At 51.8% G+C, this 18417-nt stretch carries 12 protein-coding genes; 6 read left to right on the top strand and 6 right to left on the bottom strand.

Annotation, left to right across the window (positions count from 1 at the left end; all coding sequences use genetic code 11):
* Window positions 1–556: 556 nt before the first annotated feature.
* Both L1D47_RS09580 and L1D47_RS09575 read left to right on the top strand, forming a co-directional pair.
* Window positions 557–931 (top strand): STAS/SEC14 domain-containing protein, encoded by a 375-nt coding sequence (locus L1D47_RS09580; RefSeq protein WP_041511031.1) that lies wholly within the window; start codon window positions 557–559, stop codon window positions 929–931.
* A gap of 58 nt (window positions 932–989) precedes the next feature.
* Window positions 990–1859, top strand: coding sequence for a RimK/LysX family protein (locus tag L1D47_RS09575; RefSeq protein ID WP_239884413.1), 870 nt, complete (start codon window positions 990–992; stop codon window positions 1857–1859).
* 79 nt (window positions 1860–1938) lie between these two features.
* Here the strand turns inward: L1D47_RS09575 and L1D47_RS09570 are convergent, their stop codons facing one another.
* Together L1D47_RS09570 and L1D47_RS09565 are read right to left on the bottom strand one after the other, a co-directional pair.
* Complete coding sequence (locus L1D47_RS09570; RefSeq protein WP_239884398.1) at window positions 1939–4566, bottom strand: PAS domain-containing protein; 2628 nt, start codon at window positions 4564–4566, stop codon at window positions 1939–1941.
* Window positions 4567–4666: 100 nt separating this feature from the next.
* The gene (locus L1D47_RS09565) at window positions 4667–6169 is read right to left on the bottom strand and encodes a methyl-accepting chemotaxis protein (protein ID WP_239884393.1); all 1503 of its coding nucleotides are present in this window, start codon (window positions 6167–6169) and stop codon (window positions 4667–4669) included.
* Window positions 6170–6561: 392 nt separating this feature from the next.
* On the opposite strand from L1D47_RS09565, the gene pheS reads away from it, so the two are divergent.
* The 4 genes from pheS (at window position 6562) to lpxM (ending at window position 11333) form a co-directional block, all read left to right on the top strand.
* On the top strand, window positions 6562–7545 hold the full coding sequence (pheS, locus tag L1D47_RS09560) for a phenylalanine--tRNA ligase subunit alpha (RefSeq protein ID WP_041407220.1): 984 nt from the start codon (window positions 6562–6564) through the stop codon (window positions 7543–7545).
* Between the two features lie 15 nt (window positions 7546–7560).
* A complete protein-coding gene (gene pheT, locus L1D47_RS09555; protein WP_239884391.1) occupies window positions 7561–9948 on the top strand; it encodes a phenylalanine--tRNA ligase subunit beta in 2388 nt (795 codons plus the stop codon).
* A gap of 4 nt (window positions 9949–9952) precedes the next feature.
* Window positions 9953–10249 (top strand): integration host factor subunit alpha, encoded by a 297-nt coding sequence (gene ihfA / locus L1D47_RS09550; RefSeq protein ID WP_041511036.1) that lies wholly within the window; start codon window positions 9953–9955, stop codon window positions 10247–10249.
* A gap of 148 nt (window positions 10250–10397) precedes the next feature.
* Window positions 10398–11333, top strand: a complete 936-nt coding sequence (gene lpxM / locus L1D47_RS09545) for a lauroyl-Kdo(2)-lipid IV(A) myristoyltransferase (protein WP_239884390.1) — start codon at window positions 10398–10400, stop codon at window positions 11331–11333.
* Window positions 11334–11482: 149 nt separating this feature from the next.
* On the opposite strand, the gene L1D47_RS09540 is transcribed toward lpxM, so the two are convergent.
* From L1D47_RS09540 to L1D47_RS09525, 4 genes are all read right to left on the bottom strand, one after another.
* Window positions 11483–13660: a M3 family metallopeptidase gene (locus tag L1D47_RS09540; protein WP_239884389.1), complete on the bottom strand. Its 2178-nt coding sequence runs from the start codon at window positions 13658–13660 to the stop codon at window positions 11483–11485.
* 598 nt (window positions 13661–14258) lie between these two features.
* The gene (locus tag L1D47_RS09535; RefSeq protein ID WP_239884388.1) at window positions 14259–15365 is read right to left on the bottom strand and encodes a phosphoribosylaminoimidazolesuccinocarboxamide synthase; all 1107 of its coding nucleotides are present in this window, start codon (window positions 15363–15365) and stop codon (window positions 14259–14261) included.
* A 229-nt stretch (window positions 15366–15594) separates the two neighbouring features.
* Complete coding sequence (locus L1D47_RS09530) at window positions 15595–16440, bottom strand: proprotein convertase P-domain-containing protein (RefSeq protein WP_239884387.1); 846 nt, start codon at window positions 16438–16440, stop codon at window positions 15595–15597.
* 259 nt (window positions 16441–16699) lie between these two features.
* Window positions 16700–18319, bottom strand: coding sequence for a PKD domain-containing protein (locus L1D47_RS09525; RefSeq protein ID WP_239884383.1), 1620 nt, complete (start codon window positions 18317–18319; stop codon window positions 16700–16702).
* Window positions 18320–18417: the final 98 nt, after the last annotated feature.

Raw genomic sequence — 18417 nt, 5'->3', positions numbered from 1 at the left:
TAAGGAAGGTGCGAACAAGTCGTCGCACAGCTCTGGCTTTGATAGCAGCGACAGTTCAAGGCATTCAACTGAGGGCATGCCGAGGCCTGCTGAAGTTGAATAACGCCGAAATGGTGTTGCTATCAAAGCCCCGCAGGGCGAGGCTTACAGCGGTATTTGCTGCGTTACAGTTCTTGCGAAGGACTAGGGCCATTCGCTGCAAACTGTGCCTAGCATCTATCCACTTTAAGCACACGCAGAGCAAGCACNTTGATAGCAGCGACAGTTCAAGGCATTCAACTGAGGGCATGCCGAGGCCTGCTGAAGTTGAATAACGCCGAAATGGTGTTGCTATCAAAGCCCCGCAGGGCGAGGCTTACAGCGGTATTTGCTGCGTTACAGTTCTTGCGAAGGACTAGGGCCATTCGCTGCAAACTGTGCCTAGCATCTATCCACTTTAAGCACACGCAGAGCAAGCACGGGACTTATTCGCACCTTCCCTAATACAGTTATCGAGCGTTTTAACAAGCTAGAATGATCAATTGTTTATTACGATTGGTATTATAAGGAGCGAGTGATGATCGAACTGCTTTCGGGGTTTCACCATGATATCGTGGCCGTTAAGGCGAGGGGCGTACTCTCTCGCGCCGACTACGACGAGACTCTGGTGCCGGCAATCGAGTCAAAGTTACAAGATCACTCAACCATTAAACTCTGGTATGAATTTAGTGAAGCATTTGAAGGGGTTTCTGTTGAGACCTTGTGGGATGATGCCAAATTAGGCTTCTTTCATTTGACTGACTTTTCCAGAGTCGCCATCATCACAGATAGCGAATGGGTGGCCAATACTGCTAAAGTGATGGCCTATATGGCACCGTGTCCGGTCAAGGTGTTTGCCCGTCAGGCGGCCGATGAGGCGCTGCGCTGGCTGGGAGAGAGTTCACCGGACTAACATACCAGAGAAGCCGACACTTAGTCGGCTTTGTTTCATAGGGATTAGGATATTTTTTATGTTTAGAATTTTGATCTTAGTGGCATTTTTTCTTCTGGCACCAGCCTATGGCGCAGATAAAGCCGTGATCGGCCAGACGGCTATGATGTCGGTCGATGAGGCCGGACTCGTCTTTCAGGCGCGTATCGATACCGGCGCCGGTAACACCTCTCTGCACGCCTTCGACCTTGAGATCCAGGGGGGCAGTGCAGCTAAGATGCAAGATAACGTGGGTAAGACGGTCTGGTTTACCACTGAAACTGCCGCCGGTGAGCGTAAGCGTCTAAGCGCTAAGATAGTCAAAACCTCTACCGTGAGTAACTCTCAGGGGACAGAGACCCGCTATATGGTAGAGATGCACGTCGGCTTTGCAGGTGATAGTCGTAAGGTCAAGGTGAACCTAAGAGATAGAAGCCACATGGATTACAAGCTGCTGGTTGGCCGTAATTGGCTTAAAGGCAAGTATGTGGTGGATGTGGCCGAAAAGCGCCTGATCGGCGCCAGAGCGCCCATCAGCATCTTAGAGACCGGGCTCTTGTTTGATACCCGTATCGATACCGGCGCGGTGGAAAATTCGCTGCACGCGGTCGATCTCAAGGTGGAGAATGGCGTAGCGGACATGGAGCAAAACGTGGGTAAGATGCTCTCTTTCACCACAGAAAATGAGAAAGGTGAAACAAAACGTGTCCATGCCCGTATCGTCGAGACCTCCCTCATTCGCAACGCGCAGGGGAGTGAGGTGCGCTATATGGTCGAACTCAATGTGGGCGAGCCGGGGAGAGAATATAAGGTCAAGGTGAATCTCAGAGACCGTACCAAGATGACCAACAAGCTGTTAATCGGTCGTAACTGGTTGCAGGGCCACTATCTGGTCAATGTGGCTCAGTGAGCTATTAGGGCCTGTTGACCACTAAAGCGTACTAATCGAAAAGTCTAATCCCCGGATGTGAATACATGCGGGGATTTTTTTATGCCTTATCGAGTTCCAGCTCGCAGACCTGCTCGGTAAACTGCGCGCTCTGACTGCTGAGCGTGAGTCTGCCATTGAATTGAGCCTTGAGCCAGTGATTGATGCTAATGAGTGAGCCTTGTCCTTCACTATTGTTTGCGAGCGCATGTGACATCTTCTCTAGTCGGTTTTGACTTATCCCTACGCCGTTATCCCTTAGGGTCAGGGTGAGTCGGCCCTCATGGTAGCCAATACCAATAACGAGCCGTTTGGGCCGATTTAGTGCCTGATTTTCGGGAAAGGCATGTTGCAGGCTGTTGCCGATTAATCTGTGACAAAGCACCAAGAAGTGCCAGGGCGAGATGGGAAGTGTCAAATGATGGGGGCAGTCGATCTGCACCTCGACCTCCTTGGCGATGAGCTGCGGGCTGAGCATAGCGACCAAGTCCTGAAGAAAGAGGTCGGCCACAGTGGCGCGAATATCAGTGATGTCTGCGCTGATCAAAGATTGTCCATGACGTATGATATCTATCTGGCTGGTCAGTGCCTCGGTAAATTTGGCGAGCTTGGCCTCATCGATATCGCCGGCATCCATTTGACGTAGCAAAATAAAGATATGCTCTAGTGCCTGTAGCTCCTGCCTCAGCAACTGATGTAACACCTGCGGCAAGATGGCTTGCTGGGCAAGCTCTATCTGTTTTAGCTGCGCCAGCCCCTTGGGAGCAACGCCTTCTTTCACTGCGGCCTGGGGCTTGGCGTCTAATGCCTGCCTTAACTCGGCATTTCTTGCCGACTGCAACTTGATGGTCTGTTCAAGTTCGGCCTGCTTGGTCTTTAGGCTGCTGATGTCCACCGCCATGGCGCCCAGGGCGATGATGTTGCCATCCTTGTCTTTGATCGGGTATTTGGTGATCAGGTAGATGCGCTCACCCTGCACGGTCGGCATGGGCTGTTCGAAGCTCTGGGCCTGATCGCTATCTAAGAAGATATGGTCGTGATGATTGATGATCTCGGCAATATGCGCCGGATAGAGATCGCTGTCGCGCATGCCGATGACACGGGTTCTCTCTATGCCCATCACCTCACAGAACTTGTCGTTGACCAGGGAGTAGCGGCCATGGGTGTCCTTGATGCAGATAAGGTTCTGCGACGCATTGAGGAGGGAATTAATCAGCTCCTTCTTGGTTTCCAACTCCTGCTGCGCCAGCTGTTGCATCGCCAACTGCTGCTCCAGGGCGAGATTGCTGGCATCCAGGCTGGCGTAGGCTATTTCCAGCTGATTACTGCGGGCGATAAAGGCCTTAGCCAGTTGGCCTACCTCATCCTGACGTCTGTTGGCATCGAGTTCGAGCCTTCCAAGGTTACCGCTTTGCAGCGCCGAGACGATCTGAAAGATTGGCCGGATAAAGAGTTTATGTTGGAAGATAAACAAGATGAGCAGGGCAACTAGCTGTGCCAGTAACAGGAAGGCGCCTATTTTAAGCGCGATAGCATTGGCCTGGGATGCGAGGCTCGATAATGGCGTCACTAAGATGATCTTCCACTGGGTCTGGGCCATGGTCAGAATCGACACCAGCACGGGCTCGTCGAACAGGGGTTCGCTCTTCAGTTCCAGGGTCACTATGGGCGCCTTACCATGGCTACCCTTAATCGAGGCGTTGATCAGTGTCGTTAATCGCTCCCGCTCTGCTCTGGGCGTCTGTGCCAGTATTTTTTCCAGCTGTTCCGGGCGATAGGCAGGACTGGCCATGATCTGTTGACTAAATGCTTGATCCATAGATGCTATGCGCTTGGCGATGGGGGCAAGTTGCGGGTAGCGCTGGACCAGTTGAGACAGTGGCCGGCCGAGCATGGCGGATTGACCCGTATCTGCGTTATCGAAAGGATCGGCCAGCAGATTGTTATAGCTGTCCAGCGCCAGAATATAGCCCTTGGAGAGGGGATTTTGGTCCGAGAAGTTAAAGCGTTTATCCAGGCCGCTAAGGGCAATGTCCACGGTGGCCACACCGATAAAGCTGTGATCGGCGCGCATGGGCACAGAGGCGGTGATCATCACCTCCTTGGTGTAGGGGTCGACATAGGATTTCGACCAGTGGGTATGGCCATCTTGGAAATATTTTGCCGGCAGGTACCAGAAAGCCTGTTGGTAGCCTGGGTCATTGGCGCTGTTATAGTTGTCTAGATACTGAAACTCATCATGCTTGTCCCGTGCCCAGAAGAAGCTGTTGCGCGTCTTCTGTTTACCGAACATGCCGGGCTCGGGCCAGATCCCGCCGCCGGCGATCAACTGATGGCGCTCGCCGATATCGAGCAGGGAAGGGATAAGCTCTTTCACCACCTCATCTTCGCCGCGATAGGTTTCGCCCACTATGCCTATGGTGTTGGCCAGTGTCTCGATCTTGGAGGTGACTTGTTGTAGCTGCTCAATAACCGCCAGGCCATAGTTTTGGCTGAGGGAGAGCTGGGTGTCCATGTGATGATTCTTTTCGGTTGAGAAGATCAACCAGATGCTTGAGGCGATGATCAGGACCGCGACCACAAATTGGACTATGGTGAATTTAAAGGTAAGGCTATTCTTCCACTGAGTATTAAATGAGCTGGCCTCGTCTTTCTCATTGGCGACCATAGGGGCTTGTGATCCATTCATGCATTAGTGATAGATCAAGATTAAATCAAAATGAGAAAGGATTAAACTCTTATGAAGCTTGCTTAGGGTGACGAGTGGCCACCCTAAGCTGCTAAACTGACTAGATTTTCAGCCCGACCAGCAGCTGATCGAGCTGCTCGGCGGTGGCGTGCAGTTCATCACAGCCCGAGACCGACTGATTGGCTGACTGCTCCACATCATGAGATTGATTGCGGATCTCCATCAGATTGGTAGCGATCTCGTTGGCCACGGCCGATTGTTCCTCGGCGGAGGTGGCGATCAGCACGCTCATCTCGTACACCCGCTCACTGTGATGGGCGATGGCCTTGAGATCTTCGCCGGTTTCCAGCACATGCTGCTTACCGTCTTGGGCCTTCTCGACCGTGCGTTTCATCACCTGTGTCAGTGCCTGAGAGCCTGACTGCAGCGCCTCGATCATCGACTTGATCTCAACTGTGGCGGCCTGGGTTCGTCCGGCCAGGGTTCTCACCTCATCGGCAACCACGGCGAAGCCTCGGCCCTGCTCACCGGCGCGGGCGGCCTCGATGGCGGCGTTGAGGGCCAGCAGGTTGGTCTGCTCTGAGATGGCATTAATGGTGGTGACCACCTCGTCGATCTTGGCGGCATTGTCGTTAAGGGTATTCACCGCGGTTGAGGCATCACCGATTTCGTTGGCCAGAGCGCCAATTGCCTCGACGGTGACGGCGATATCTTTCGAGCCAGCCTCTACCTGTTGGTTAGCCTCCTGGGTCTCATTGGAGGATTGCTCGGCATTGCGGGCGACCTCTTTTACCGCGGCGGTCATCTCTTCCATGGCGGTGGCCAGTGAGTCCAGGTGTTGACGCTGCTCGGCGGCCAGGGTCTGTCCCTCCTGGGCCGTCTGTCTGAAGGCCTGCACCACGGTGCGGATCTGGCTGCTGGCCTGGGTCATGCGGCTCACCAGCTGATGCTGACGCTCGACTAGGGTATCTATGCTTACTGCCAGAATGCTGAACTCGTCCTTTACCTCGAAGAAGTTTAATCGCCCTGTGAGGTCGCCATCGGCCGCTCGCTTGAGCGCCATCACGTTAGTGTAGAGGGCGCCGCCGACAAAGGTGGAGATATAGTAGCTGCTGATCAGAATGACCAAAATGAGTGCCACTAGGCTGATGATGACGATGCTCTGGGCCGAGCTGAGCACCTTGTCGAGATCTGTCACCTCTGTCTTAGCCGCCAGATTAGCGCTTGCGGCGCCGCTGTATGCCGTCAGGGAGTCCCCCTGCATTAAGGTGCCGCCGCCGTTGTCTACCAGGCGACTCGCCTTGGTGCTCAGTGACGACTGGCGGTCGGCAAAGCCGGCACTGATGAGCGCCTGCTGATAGTTATCGGCCTTGTCGTCCGCAACATATTGCAGACTCAGGTCGATAAGTTCCGCCATCTTCTGGGCGTCAGCCAGGGCACTCTGTTGGTGACTCAGTTTAAGCTGGCTATTGAACTGTCCATAAAGAATATAGGAAAGCCCCATGAGGGTGATGATGGGGATGATTGCCAATATGGTGAACTTGGTTTTCAGGGTCATATGGATAAGATATTGATCTATCCATCGAAACTTTACTTCTCTCATAGCTTTTCTCTGTCGCCAGGGGATGATCTCGTTATCGGATCACAAATGGATTACTTAACGAGAATTTCGTCACAGGGCGTTTGTTTGTTGTTTATTTGTACTGGGTTTTTATCGTTATTGTTAAATAAGGTACGGCTCAAGTGTACATGCTTGCTGTGATCGCGGCGAATCAAAATTACATTTTGGGATGGCTTTTTAGCCTATCTGAGTTTGTTGCTCCGCTTGCATGGCCTTTTCTCACGGATTTCGTTAGAAAAATACCAAATAAGCCCTAGTCAAACGTCTTATGGTCACGTAAAATTTGTCTCTTTTTCTATTTTCGTAAAGATTAAATAGTCAGCATATAGAAAGTCTTGGCTCTCAGTGTGAGGGCGGGCGTACTGGAAGAGATGATGTCAGAGTTAACAGAAATCGTAGAGCAGGCCTTGCAGGCAATCGAAGGGACAGATGATCTGAAAGCCCTCGATGACCTTCGTGTCGATTACCTGGGTAAGAAGGGTAAGATCACCGACATGATGAAGATGATGGGTAAGCTGAGTCCTGAGGAGAAGCCGGCCTTTGGTCAGGCGGTCAACCAGGCTAAGCAAGCGGTACAGCAAAAGCTATCCGAGCGTATCGAAGGCCTAAAGGCTCAGGAGCTTGAAGCTAAGCTGAGCGCCGAGAGTATCGACGTGACCCTGCCTGGACGTCGCATCGACAACGGTGGTCTGCACCCGGTTACCCGTACCATCGAACGTATTGAAACCTTCTTTGGTGAGCTTGGATTTAGCGTCAAGCAGGGGCCAGAAATCGAGGATGATTTCCATAACTTCGATGCATTGAATATTTCCGAGCATCATCCGGCGCGTGCCGACCACGATACCTTCTATTTTAATCCTAAGCTGATGCTGCGTACCCAGACCTCGGGCGTGCAGATCCGCACCATGGAAACGGAAAAGCCGCCGCTGCGTATCATCTCTCCGGGCCGCGTTTACCGTAATGACTATGACCAGACTCACACGCCTATGTTCCATCAGGTAGAGGGTCTGTTTGTCGATGAAAATGTTAACTTCGCCGAGTTGAAGGGGATCTTGCATGACTTCCTGCGCAACTTCTTCGAAGAAGATCTACAAGTACGCTTCCGTCCCTCTTACTTCCCGTTTACTGAGCCTTCGGCCGAAGTTGACGTAATGGGTAAGAATGGCAAGTGGTTAGAAGTATTGGGTTGCGGCATGGTTCACCCGAATGTGCTACGCAGCGTCGGCATCGATCCCGAGAAGTACCAAGGTTTCGCCTTCGGTATGGGGGTTGAGCGCCTCTCTATGTTGCGTTATGGGGTTAATGACCTGCGTTCATTCTTCGAAAACGATCTACGTTTTCTTAAGCAATTCAAATAACGGAGCGAGTAAATAATGAAATTCAGTGAGTCTTGGCTTCGTGAGTGGGTCAATCCAAGTATTAGTCGTGACGATTTGTCACATCAGATCACCATGGCGGGCCTGGAAGTCGACGGTGTCGACCCTGTAGCCGGTGATTTCTCGGGCGTTGTAGTGGGTGAGGTGGTCGAGTGTGGCCAGCACCCAGACGCCGACAAGCTACGTGTGACGAAAATTAACGTCGGTCAGGATGAGTTGATCGATATCGTCTGCGGCGCGCCAAACTGCCGTCAGGGCCTAAAAGTGGCTGTGGCCATGGTGGGTGCCGTACTGCCGGGTGATTTTAAGATTAAGAAGGCCAAGCTACGTGGCCAGCCCTCTTTCGGTATGCTTTGCTCCTATGGCGAGCTTGGCATAGAGATTGAGAGTGATGGCATTATCGAGCTGCCGCTGGACGCGCCGATTGGCCAGGATGTTCGCGAGTACCTGGATCTCGATGATGCGATCATCGATGTGGATCTTACCGCTAACCGCGCCGATTGCCTCGGCATGGTGGGTCTGGCTCGCGAGGTGGGTGTACTTAACCGCCAAGCCGTTGTCGCGCCAACCTGGGAAGCCGTAGCACCTAGCATCGATGATGTTATCGAGATCGATAACCAGGCGCCGAGTGCGTGCCCGCGTTACCTGGGCCGCGTGGTGAAGAATGTAAACGTTAAGGCGCAGTCGCCACTCTGGATGCAGGAAAAGCTGCGTCGTAGTGGCATTCGCTCTATCGATCCTATCGTCGACATCACCAACTATGTGTTGATCGAGTTCGGTCAACCTATGCATGCCTTCGACTTAGCCAAAATCGATAGCAAGATCCAGATCCGTCTGGGCGATGGTGAGGAGAAGCTTACCCTGCTCGATGGCAACGAAATCACTGTGCCAAACGACACGCTAGTGATCGCAGACAACAGCCAAGCGCTGGCCTTGGCCGGTGTGTTCGGTGGCGAATATTCGGGTGTGACCGGCGAGACTCAGGATATCCTGCTTGAGTGTGCCTTCTTTGCGCCGCTGGCGATCATGGGTAAATCCCGTCGCCTGGGTCTGCACACTGACTCGTCACACCGTTTCGAGCGTGGCGTCGACCCTGAGCTGCAACACAAGGTGATGGACAGAGCCACTCGTTTGGTACTCGAGATCTGTGGCGGCGAAGCCGGCCCTGTGGTCGAAGCAAAGGCCGACGAGCATCTGCCTCAGCCTGCAGACATCCTGCTGCGTCGCAGCAAGCTAGACCGCGTATTGGGTCATCACATTAGCGATGCCGATGTGACCGAGATCCTCGAGCGTCTGGGCTTTAGCGTATCACGCAGTGATGATAACTGGCAGGTGACCACGGCGACTTACCGTTTCGATATGGCGATCGAAGAAGATCTTATCGAAGAGGTTGCCCGCATCTATGGTTACAACAACATTCCGAATGTTGCGCCGGTTGCCGCGTTGAGCATGCCGCTGCACAACGAGGCCGATATTGACCTTAAGCGTGTGCGCGCCATGATGGTTGCTCGTGGTTTCCAGGAAGCCGTGACCTACAGCTTCGTCGATCCTAAGCTGCAACAGCTGGTGCATCCTGGCAGCGATGCCATGGTATTGCCAAACCCAATCTCGGTAGAGATGTCGGCCATGCGCTTGTCAATGTTCACCGGTCTATTGACCGCTGTGGGTTACAACCAGAGCCGTCAGCAAAACCGTGTACGCCTGTTCGAAACCGGTCTGCGTTTCGTACCAGATGAGCATGCAGAATCAGGTGTGCGTCAACAAGCTATGCTGGGTGCCGTCATTGCCGGTAACCAAAATGACGAACATTGGTCGATGGAATCAAAAACTGTCGACTTTTTCGACCTTAAGGGCGATCTCGAAGCCATTATCGGCTTGACAGTTTCAGAGGATGAATTTACTTTTAAAAAAGCATCTCATCCGGCGCTTCATCCGGGGCAATGTGCTGAAATCTTAAGAAATGATCGTGTAATTGGTGTCATTGGTGCCGTCCATCCGAGCCTGGAAAAGCCCTTCGGCTTAAATGGTAAAACCATCGTATTCGAGCTCGAATTAGACGCTTTATTGCACGCGAGTTTGCCGCAAGCCCAGACTGTGTCTAAGTTTCCAGCAAACCGACGAGACATTGCCATCCTAGTTGACGAAGATGTTTCGGCAGGAAATGTTGTAAATTTGATAAGAAAAGTTGGCGAAAATCAGTTGGTTGGCTTAAACTTGTTCGATGTATACCAAGGTAAAGGTGTTGAACCAGGTAAAAAGAGTCTGGCGATTGCACTTACACTACAAGACAACGCTCGTACGCTTGAAGAGAAAGAAATTGCTGAAATGGTAGAAAAGGTAGTTTCTGAACTCAAGACCGAGTTCAACGCATTGTTGAGGGATTAAAAGTATGGCACTTACCAAAGCCGAAATGGCAGAACATCTTTTTGAAACGCTTGGCATTAACAAGCGCGTTGCGAAAGAGATGGTTGAGGCATTTTTCGAAGAAATTCGTCAAGCCCTCGAGAGTGGTGAGCAGGTCAAGTTATCTGGCTTTGGCAACTTTGACCTAAGGGACAAAAATCAAAGACCGGGTCGCAACCCTAAAACAGGCGAAGATATCCCGATTTCTGCTCGCCGTGTGGTGACTTTCCGTCCAGGACAGAAACTGAAGAGTCGTGTTGAAGAGGCTAACGCCGGTAAATAATCCGACTTAATACATAGAGAAGGCCACTCCTTGAGTGGCTTTTTCTGTTTCTTCTGAACTGGTTATTTGTTGTTACAGCCTGTGTTGTACAGGCGCTAGATGAGGAAGAGGTTGACTCTTGTCTAGAGAATCCATATCTAAAAAAGCCATGTCTAAAAAGCCAAAGTATTTCGATCGCCGTTTTCGCGCCGAGTTATTGCATCCCAAGTATTGGCCAACCTGGTTTGCCATAGGCCTTCTGGTGTTTTTCGGCCTAATGCCTGCCTGGCTGCGGGATCCGATAGCTCGCCTGTTGGCGCGTCTGGTGAAGAAGATTGCCAAGAAGCCGCTCAGGGTGGCCAGGGTAAACCTGGAGACCTGTTTTCCCGATAAGTCGGCTGCCGAGATCGATAAACTGCTCGATGACAACATAGAGAACTTCGTGTTGATCCTGTTGGCGCAGTCTGAACTGCTGCTGCGCTCAGATGCTCACTTGCGTCGCCGCGTTCAGCTTGAGGGTTTTGAACATGTGCAGAGCGCCCGTGATGCCAGTCAGCCGGTGATCTTCATCATGCCCCATGTGTGGGGCATAGAGTACGCCGGGCTGAGGTTGAATCTGGAACTGCCCATGGTCACCATGGCCAAGGCGCACCGTAACAAGTTGTTCGACTGGTTTAATAATCGTATGCGTAGCTCTAAGGGGGGTAACGTCTATATGCGGGAGGCGGGTATTCGTGCGCTGCTGTCCGAGCTGAAAAACGATAACAGCTTCTTCTACCTGCCAGATGAAGACCTTGGTCCGGAGAAGAGTGTGTTCGCGCCATTCTTAGGCACAGTCAAGGCGACCCTGCCCGTGGTTGGCCGTCTCGCCTCGGCCGGCAATGCCCAGGTGATGCCGGTGAAGATTGGCTATGATCAGCAAAAGCGCCAGTATCTGCTGACGGTACTCGCGCCCATCTCACCGGATGAGATGAAGGGTAAGGAGAATGAGGCGCTGGCATTAAACCGCGCGGTGGAGCAGGTGATTAACGCCTATCCTGAGCAATATATGTGGTTCTTGAAATTGCTGCGTACCCGTCCGCCGGGAGAAGCCTCTATCTACTAGTATGTAGGCCTCTATGTGGCGCTCACGCTTTGGCAGGGCATGCTTGCTGGCGTTAGAGGTTGTCTTAGCGTTATGCCAATCACAGTAAGTAAGTGATAAAAAAAGCGGCTCATTGAGCCGCTTTTTCATGCCTGCAATTCACCCAAGTATTATTCTGTCAGGCCTCGGTGCTTTAACAGGGCATCGACCGTAGGCTTTCTGCCGGTAAACTTGATGTAGTCCTGCATCAGATCTTCGCTGTTGCCCTTAGAGAGGACGTTGTCGCGGAACTTGTTGCCGTTCTCCAGCGACAGGCCACCGTTATGGCTCATGTAGTCGAAGGCATCTGCCGCGAAGACTTCGGTCCAGAGATAGGCGTAGTAGCCCGCCGAGTAACCGCCTGCAAAGGCATGGCTAAAGTAAGCCGACTTGTAGCGTGGCGGGATAGGGGCAAAATCGATGCCGTGTTTCGCCAGCGCCTGTTGCTCAAACTTAGCCACGTCGTCAATCTTGGCATCGACACCTATGGAGTGCCACTCCATATCCAGAATGGCCGCGGCCAGATACTCTGTGGTATCGAAGCCCTGTCCAAATTTATTCGCCGCCAACACCTTCTTGAGCAGCTCGGCAGGAATAGGCTCACCGGTTTGGTAGTGTTTGGCGTAATTCGCTAAGACTTGCGGATCGATTGACCAGTCTTCGTTCGCCTGTGATGGGAATTCGACGAAGTCTCTCGGGGTCGCTGTGCCGGCAACGCTTGGGTATTTGACCTGAGAGAAGAGGCCATGAACCGCGTGACCAAACTCGTGGAACATGGTGCTGACCTCATCATAGGTCATCAGGGTTGGCCCTGAGGCTGGCTTTGGAATGTTCAGCGCGTTGTAGACTACAGGCTTAGTGCCCAGCAGGCCGCTCTGGGTGACAAACTCGTCCATCCAGGCGCCGCCGTTCTTGCCTTCTCTGGCATAAGGGTCAAGATAGAAGATGCCGATAGAGCTCTTGTCCTTGTTAAAGATCTCATAGGCTAGCACATCCGGGTTCCATACGGGTAGATCTTTGCGTGGCGTGACCGTGATGCCGTAGAGTTTATCCATGGCGAAGAAGAGGCCGTCGTTGAGGACGCGATTAAACTCGAAGTAGGGAGTCACCTGGCTCTGATCCAGATCGTACTTGGTCTTACGTACCTTTTCGCTGTAATAGGCCCAGTCCCATGGTGCCAGTTCGAAGTCTTTGGCTGAGGCCTTAATTTGGGCCTGAATGTCGGCCGCTTCTTGTTTGGCCTTGGCGACCGCTTTGGGGGCTAAATCATCTAAGATCTCATACACGGCCGCAGGTGTCTTGGCCATCTGATCGGCAACCGTGTAGGCTGCCCAAGAATCATAGCCCAGCAGCGCCGCCTTTTCGGCGTGTAGGTGTGATTGCTTGATGATGTTAGGGCCATTGAGGGCCATTGCGCGGTCTGCCGAGGTCTTCCAGACCTTCTCTCTTAGCGCACGGTTATTCAGGCTGGAGAGGATAGGTTGGCGGGTGGTGTTCACCAAGGTGATCAGGTATCCCTCCTGGCCGGCATCTTTAGCCGCCTGGGCCAGGGTGGCGATCTCGGCATCAGATAAGCCGTCGAGTTCTGCCTTGTCTTTAACTATGATCACCTCTTTCTTGAAGGAATCGAGAACGTTCTTAGAAAACTCTGTGGTCAGGCTGGCGAGCTGACCGTTAAGATCGCGCATCTTCTCCTTGTCGGCGTCAGACAGTTTGGCACCGGCGCGCTCAAACGCCAGGTAGTAGAACTCGACCAGGCGCTTATCTTCGGCGTTGAGGCTGTCGCGGCTCTTGTAGACGCTTTCGACGCGGGCAAACAGCTCTGGATTAAGGAAGATGTTGTCCCAGTGAGCCGACAGCTTAGGTGCGAGTTCGGCTTCGAGGGTTTGTACCTGGCTGTTAGAGTTGACGCTGGCCAGGTTAAAGAAGGTCTTGGCCACGCGGGTAAGCAAGCTGCCGGATTTTTCCATGGCAACTATGGTGTTGTCAAAATCGGCGGCCGCCTGATTGTCTATGATGGCTTGGATCTCTTTGTCGTGCTCTATGATCCCTTGGGTAAACGCGGGGGCATAATCGTCGAAGCTGATCTTGTCGAACTCTGGCGCCTGATACTGTAGGGCGCTCTTCTTGAGTAGTACGTTGCTGGCGTGGACTTGACCTTCACTGGCCTGCGCTGCGGGTTTTGCCGCCTCGCTACTTGCTTCCTGGGCACTTGTTTCTTGGTTATTAGTTGCTTCCTGATTTGGTTGAGAACAGCCTGTGAGGTATAGACCGGCTAAGATAGCCGTGGTGAGAATAGACTTACGCATGGGATCTCCCTGTTGCTGGCGCCCAATCGTTGTTTTATTGCCTAACTGGCATGGGGGCGCTAAAGATGTGATTGCTGCCATACCATATCAAGTTGGGCAGGGGCGCGGCAAATCAAAAGTTTAAGATTGGATTAAGAAAGTTGTGAAAAAATATTAAGGGATTCTTTATATTTTGTTGTGATAGTAAGGGGCGTAGCCAGGTTGGGGCTTTTAATCCAACCCTTGCTTGTGCCTTTTCTGTTGTCTGTACTGGTGCTTGTGCTTGTGTCGTACTGGCGTTTGTTCTGGTGTAAATTCCTTGCCTCGATGAGGGTGAAGCGCCTCAGCTCCTAATCATTAATAAAACTATCACTGCGATAGAAGAGGCAAAGAGGCTGGGCACAAAAAAGCTAAGAACTAAAATTAAGAACTTAAATTAGGAACATAGAGCTAAGAACTGAAACTAGGAACATAGAGCTAAGAACTGAAACTAGGAACGTAGAGCCAAGAACAAAAGCCAGGAAAGCGTAATAAAAAGGCCAGCGTCTCGTAAGTGCTGGCCTTATCTTTTATCAAACTTCGAGTTATCCTTGGCAAGCTCAGCCAGGTTGAGTATCGGTTAGGCTTGGATTAACTGGTACTCATCACGCAGGATGTCGATGATCTCCTGGCGAGGGTTCTCGCTCAGGTGAAGCTTCTCGCCAATAATGGTTTCGGCGATGCCAACATAGGTGTTAGAGATATCCATCATCACCTCGGTCGGTAGCTTGTTGTCACGGGCAAGGGCGAAACGCTCAGGCATACGCTCCTTGTTTAGCAGGATATCGGGATCCGGGAAGTGGTTTAGCAGCCACTGTCTGAAGCCCTCTTTTGATTTCTCAATGATCTTGCCATTGCGACGTGCCTCACCATCCCAGATGCGTGAAGAATCTGGCGTGCCCACTTCATCCATATAGATGAGTTTTTCCTGACCGTTAGCATCGTTCACATAGCCAAACTCAAACTTGGTATCGACGAAGATCTGATCCTGTGCGGCCAAGGCCTCGCTGATCACCGCAAAGCCCTCTTTAAGCAGTTTCTCGTACAGGTCGATATCATCCTTGCTATGGAAGTTAAAGCCTTCTAGGTGGCGCTCCAGATCCGCACGTGAAACGTTGACGTCATCGGCTTCTGGGACACCCTCGAGGCCGGTTAAGACACCTTTGGTCGATGGGGTGATCAGCACTTCTTCCAGCTTCTGATCCTTCTCCAGTCCTTCAGGTAGGGTGATACCACAGAAGTCACGCTCGCCTTTGCTGTAGGCACGCCACATAGAACCGGTAATGTACTGTCTGGCAATTGCCTCGACCATCACGGGCTGGGCCTTTTGTACTATCCAGACGAAGGGGTGAGGCACATCCAGAATATGGCTGTCGGCCAGGCCTTTCTCCTTAAATAATTTGAACCAATGGTTTGAAATGGCATTAAGTGCCGCGCCTTTACCTGGCACGCCATTGAGGCCGTTTTCGCCTTGCCAGATACAGTCAAAGGCGGAGATACGGTCGCTGATCACCATGATGGCCAGTGGCGTATCGGCAGGAACGTCATAACCTTTTTGCGCAATAAGACGTGCGCTGTCTTCGGCTGTCAACCAATAGACGCTGCGAACTTTACCCGAGTGTACCGGCTTGTCGGTGCGAATAGGCAGGTCGTCATTAACGGCTAAAACTTTGTTTGATTGATTCATAGGGTCTTATATTTTTATATGTAATGTTGGAGGAGGAAATTACGGCGAAATTGTAGCAGAACTGCCAATGGACAACAGCCTTTTCCGAGCATTTGTGGCAGTAAAAACAGTGTGTTCTGATAAGAGGATGATGATCGCTCATAGGGGGCAAATGGCCCCCTATTCTATATGGATTTTATGGGGTGAATTCCCTCCTAACCTATGTAGATTTTTCAGGGCTAAACCGCGACTAGTTAAGGCTCTTGGTTAAATCAGATGGAGATTGGGGCTCATAGCTCAAGATCTCCATCGTCCAGCCGTGCAAATAGCCCTGATCGCCCGATGCGCGATCTGTGATGCTCAGTGTCCAGTCGCCTTGGCTGGTTTCCCCCTCGAATTGCTTAAGGCGATAGTGGCAGGAGCGCGCTGTCGGCTCGTCTCGTTTATCTAAGGTGTGCCGAATGCCAGAGGGGGAGGTGAGGGTGACCTGAAGATCGCTACGCCAGGGGTGATCTATCTCAACCATGAGGTTAATGCCATAGACTGTGCCTGTCTGGGGCACTTTGATGATGCTCTTTATGCCATGGGTATTGTGATCCGTTATGGTGATCTTCTGTGTGTTGTTATAGCTGTGAGTTATGGTGTGGTTTGGTAGCAGTTCCAGGCTTACCGCCTGTTGGCGAACCTGTTTACCGTTTTTGGCCGTCGCCGTGATGGTAAACATATAGTCGTCCGACTGGCAGTTAGGCGTCGTGGGTACGCTGAGGCTAAAAGGCTCACCGGCGATGATAGAACGGGTCGAAAGGCGTGCACTGGCCAGGGAAGAGGCAAGGCTTAGGCTAATATCGCCCTGCCACTCCAGATCTGCCTGGGTATTAAAGTAATAAACTGCCGTCTCGCCGGCAGATCTGCGCTGGGCGCCGGCCTGTACTGTTATATTTAAATCGCCTGCCTGGGGAGCCTGAATAACCTCACTTAGTGATTTTTTATTATTGGATAAGGCGGAGGAGGGGCGAGTCTTTTCAGTATCCTTTCTCGTCAAGGATTGTTTTATATCTTCCAGCGCCAGGCCTGAATCTTGTGCCAGAGCGCTCACGGAATCGTCTGTTTGAACCTGGTAAACCAGTCTAAGCCGCTGTGACTCATAGGGCCGATAGGGTGTTATAAATTCGGCAGATGCCTGTGTGATGGTGCAAAGCAGCGCAATAAGTAGCGCAGAGCGTCTAGTGTTCACCTCTAATGCCTCAGGTGTTTGATAAAGAAATGATGGTTTCGGCCTTTATGCCGATAAGGTTTAGCTAATGTCAGAGGGTAAAAAAGGGAAGGGCCAAAACGACACCTTCCCCCCGAGTTACTTAGTTCTTTTTGCTGTTACCTTTTGACTTATTGGTTGGAACAATAGTCAATTCATAAGAACAGTTGTCTGTGCCAGTTTCACATACTTGGTAGGTGAAGCTAGTGGCCGTTGAGCTAAAGCGGTCGGTGTAGCTAGACTTACGTTCACCGGCTTTCAACAGAGTACCGTCACGATAGATATCAAGGTTCATCTTGCTAGGCGTCGTCCAGTTCTGTGAAACGGTGACGCGATCACCACTTACTGTTGCACTGCCGTCCAGTATGATGGTTGGCTCTGGTACAGGCTCAGTCACAGTGACGTCTTTAGTGATTGAGTGCGTCGCACCGTCGTCATCGCTTACCGTTAGAGTGACTGTGTAAGTTCCCGCAGCTGTGTAGCTGTGGCCAGGGTTAGCTAGTGCAGAGCTTGCGCCGTCACCGAAGTCCCAAGACCAGGTTGTTACCGCACCGTCAGTGTCGCCTGACATGTCAGAGAACTGCACGTCTAGGTCGCTTACTGCGAAGCTGAAGTCGGCTACTGGCGCTAGGTTTGCAGGCGCATCTTCAATAGTGAAGCTTACTTGTGCTTGCTTGAACGCACCTTCAGAGTCAGTCGCTACGGCAGTCACAATTTGGTCGCCTGCACTCAGTGCACTCGTGCTGAACAAGGCGCCGGTACCTATCTTACCGTCAAAGTTTGAGTACCAGTCGATAGTTGCACTTAAGTCACCGTCTTCCGCGTCGATAGCAGTACCGTCGAAGGTGATGCTGTCGCCAACCATGAAGCTAGTACCACCCATAGGGGCATTAATAGTTAGCTCAGGCGCTGTGTTTTCAGCCGGAGGTGGTGCAATTGCGTCACCGTTAGAAGCCGAGATGCTCCAGTTGTTAAGTACACCGTTCATTGTGTAGCTAGAGGTATCTTCTGCGTATAGACGCCATTTACCCTTAGTAGACTCACCTGCGAACTCAACTGGGTTGAAGGTATGAACCAAGTCTTTGTTCCAGAATTGACGCCAAGTAACCAGTTTAACCAGGGTACCTTGTGGCGATTGTAGCCAAACGTTTAGGTATTGTACCGAGTCGAACGAGATATCAACGCTGACTTCCAGGGCATCGATAGCGACACCGCTAGCCATGTCGATTTCGGTGAATACACGGCCGCCCCACTCTGGAAGAGGGATTGCAGTTGTGTTTTCGCCAGTAACAGTTGTGTTAGGGTTCGCGACAAAGAACTCAACAGTGCGTACGCCCTGCTGAGCTGCAGAGTCAGTTACCGCAGCCGTTACTACGTGGTCGCCTACAGACAGGTCAGACTTAGTGAATGATGCGCCGTTACCGATCACACCGTCAATGTTTGAAGTCCAAACAATGTTTGTAGTCAAATCGCCGTCTTCTGTATCGCTTGCTGAAGCACTGAAGCTGACAGTTTCACCATTTACGAAGGCTGCGTTGTTCATCGGTGTAGCAAGTTGAACGTTTGGTAGGAAATCAACTGGGTTTGCCGGCGCGCCCGACAGATTCATGGTCCAGCTGTTTAAGATACCGCCGTTGTTATTTCTGTGGTCAGTGACTTGTAGTGTCCAATCACCAAGCGCACCTTCTAGCTCGTAAGCATAGGTCGTGTAAGACTCTTGCATACGAGTGTGCGTCTTGCTAATAGTCGATACCATGCTCGATCTGCATAGGCATAGGCATAGGCATAGGTATAGGCAGAGGAAATAGGTTTACAGCTCTG

The sequence above is a fragment of the Shewanella sp. Isolate7 genome (assembly GCF_022398425.1).
Taxonomy (GTDB): domain Bacteria; phylum Pseudomonadota; class Gammaproteobacteria; order Enterobacterales; family Shewanellaceae; genus Shewanella.
The sequence above is the reverse complement of the archived record's forward strand: the minus strand, read 5'-3'. Positions and strand labels throughout refer to the sequence as shown.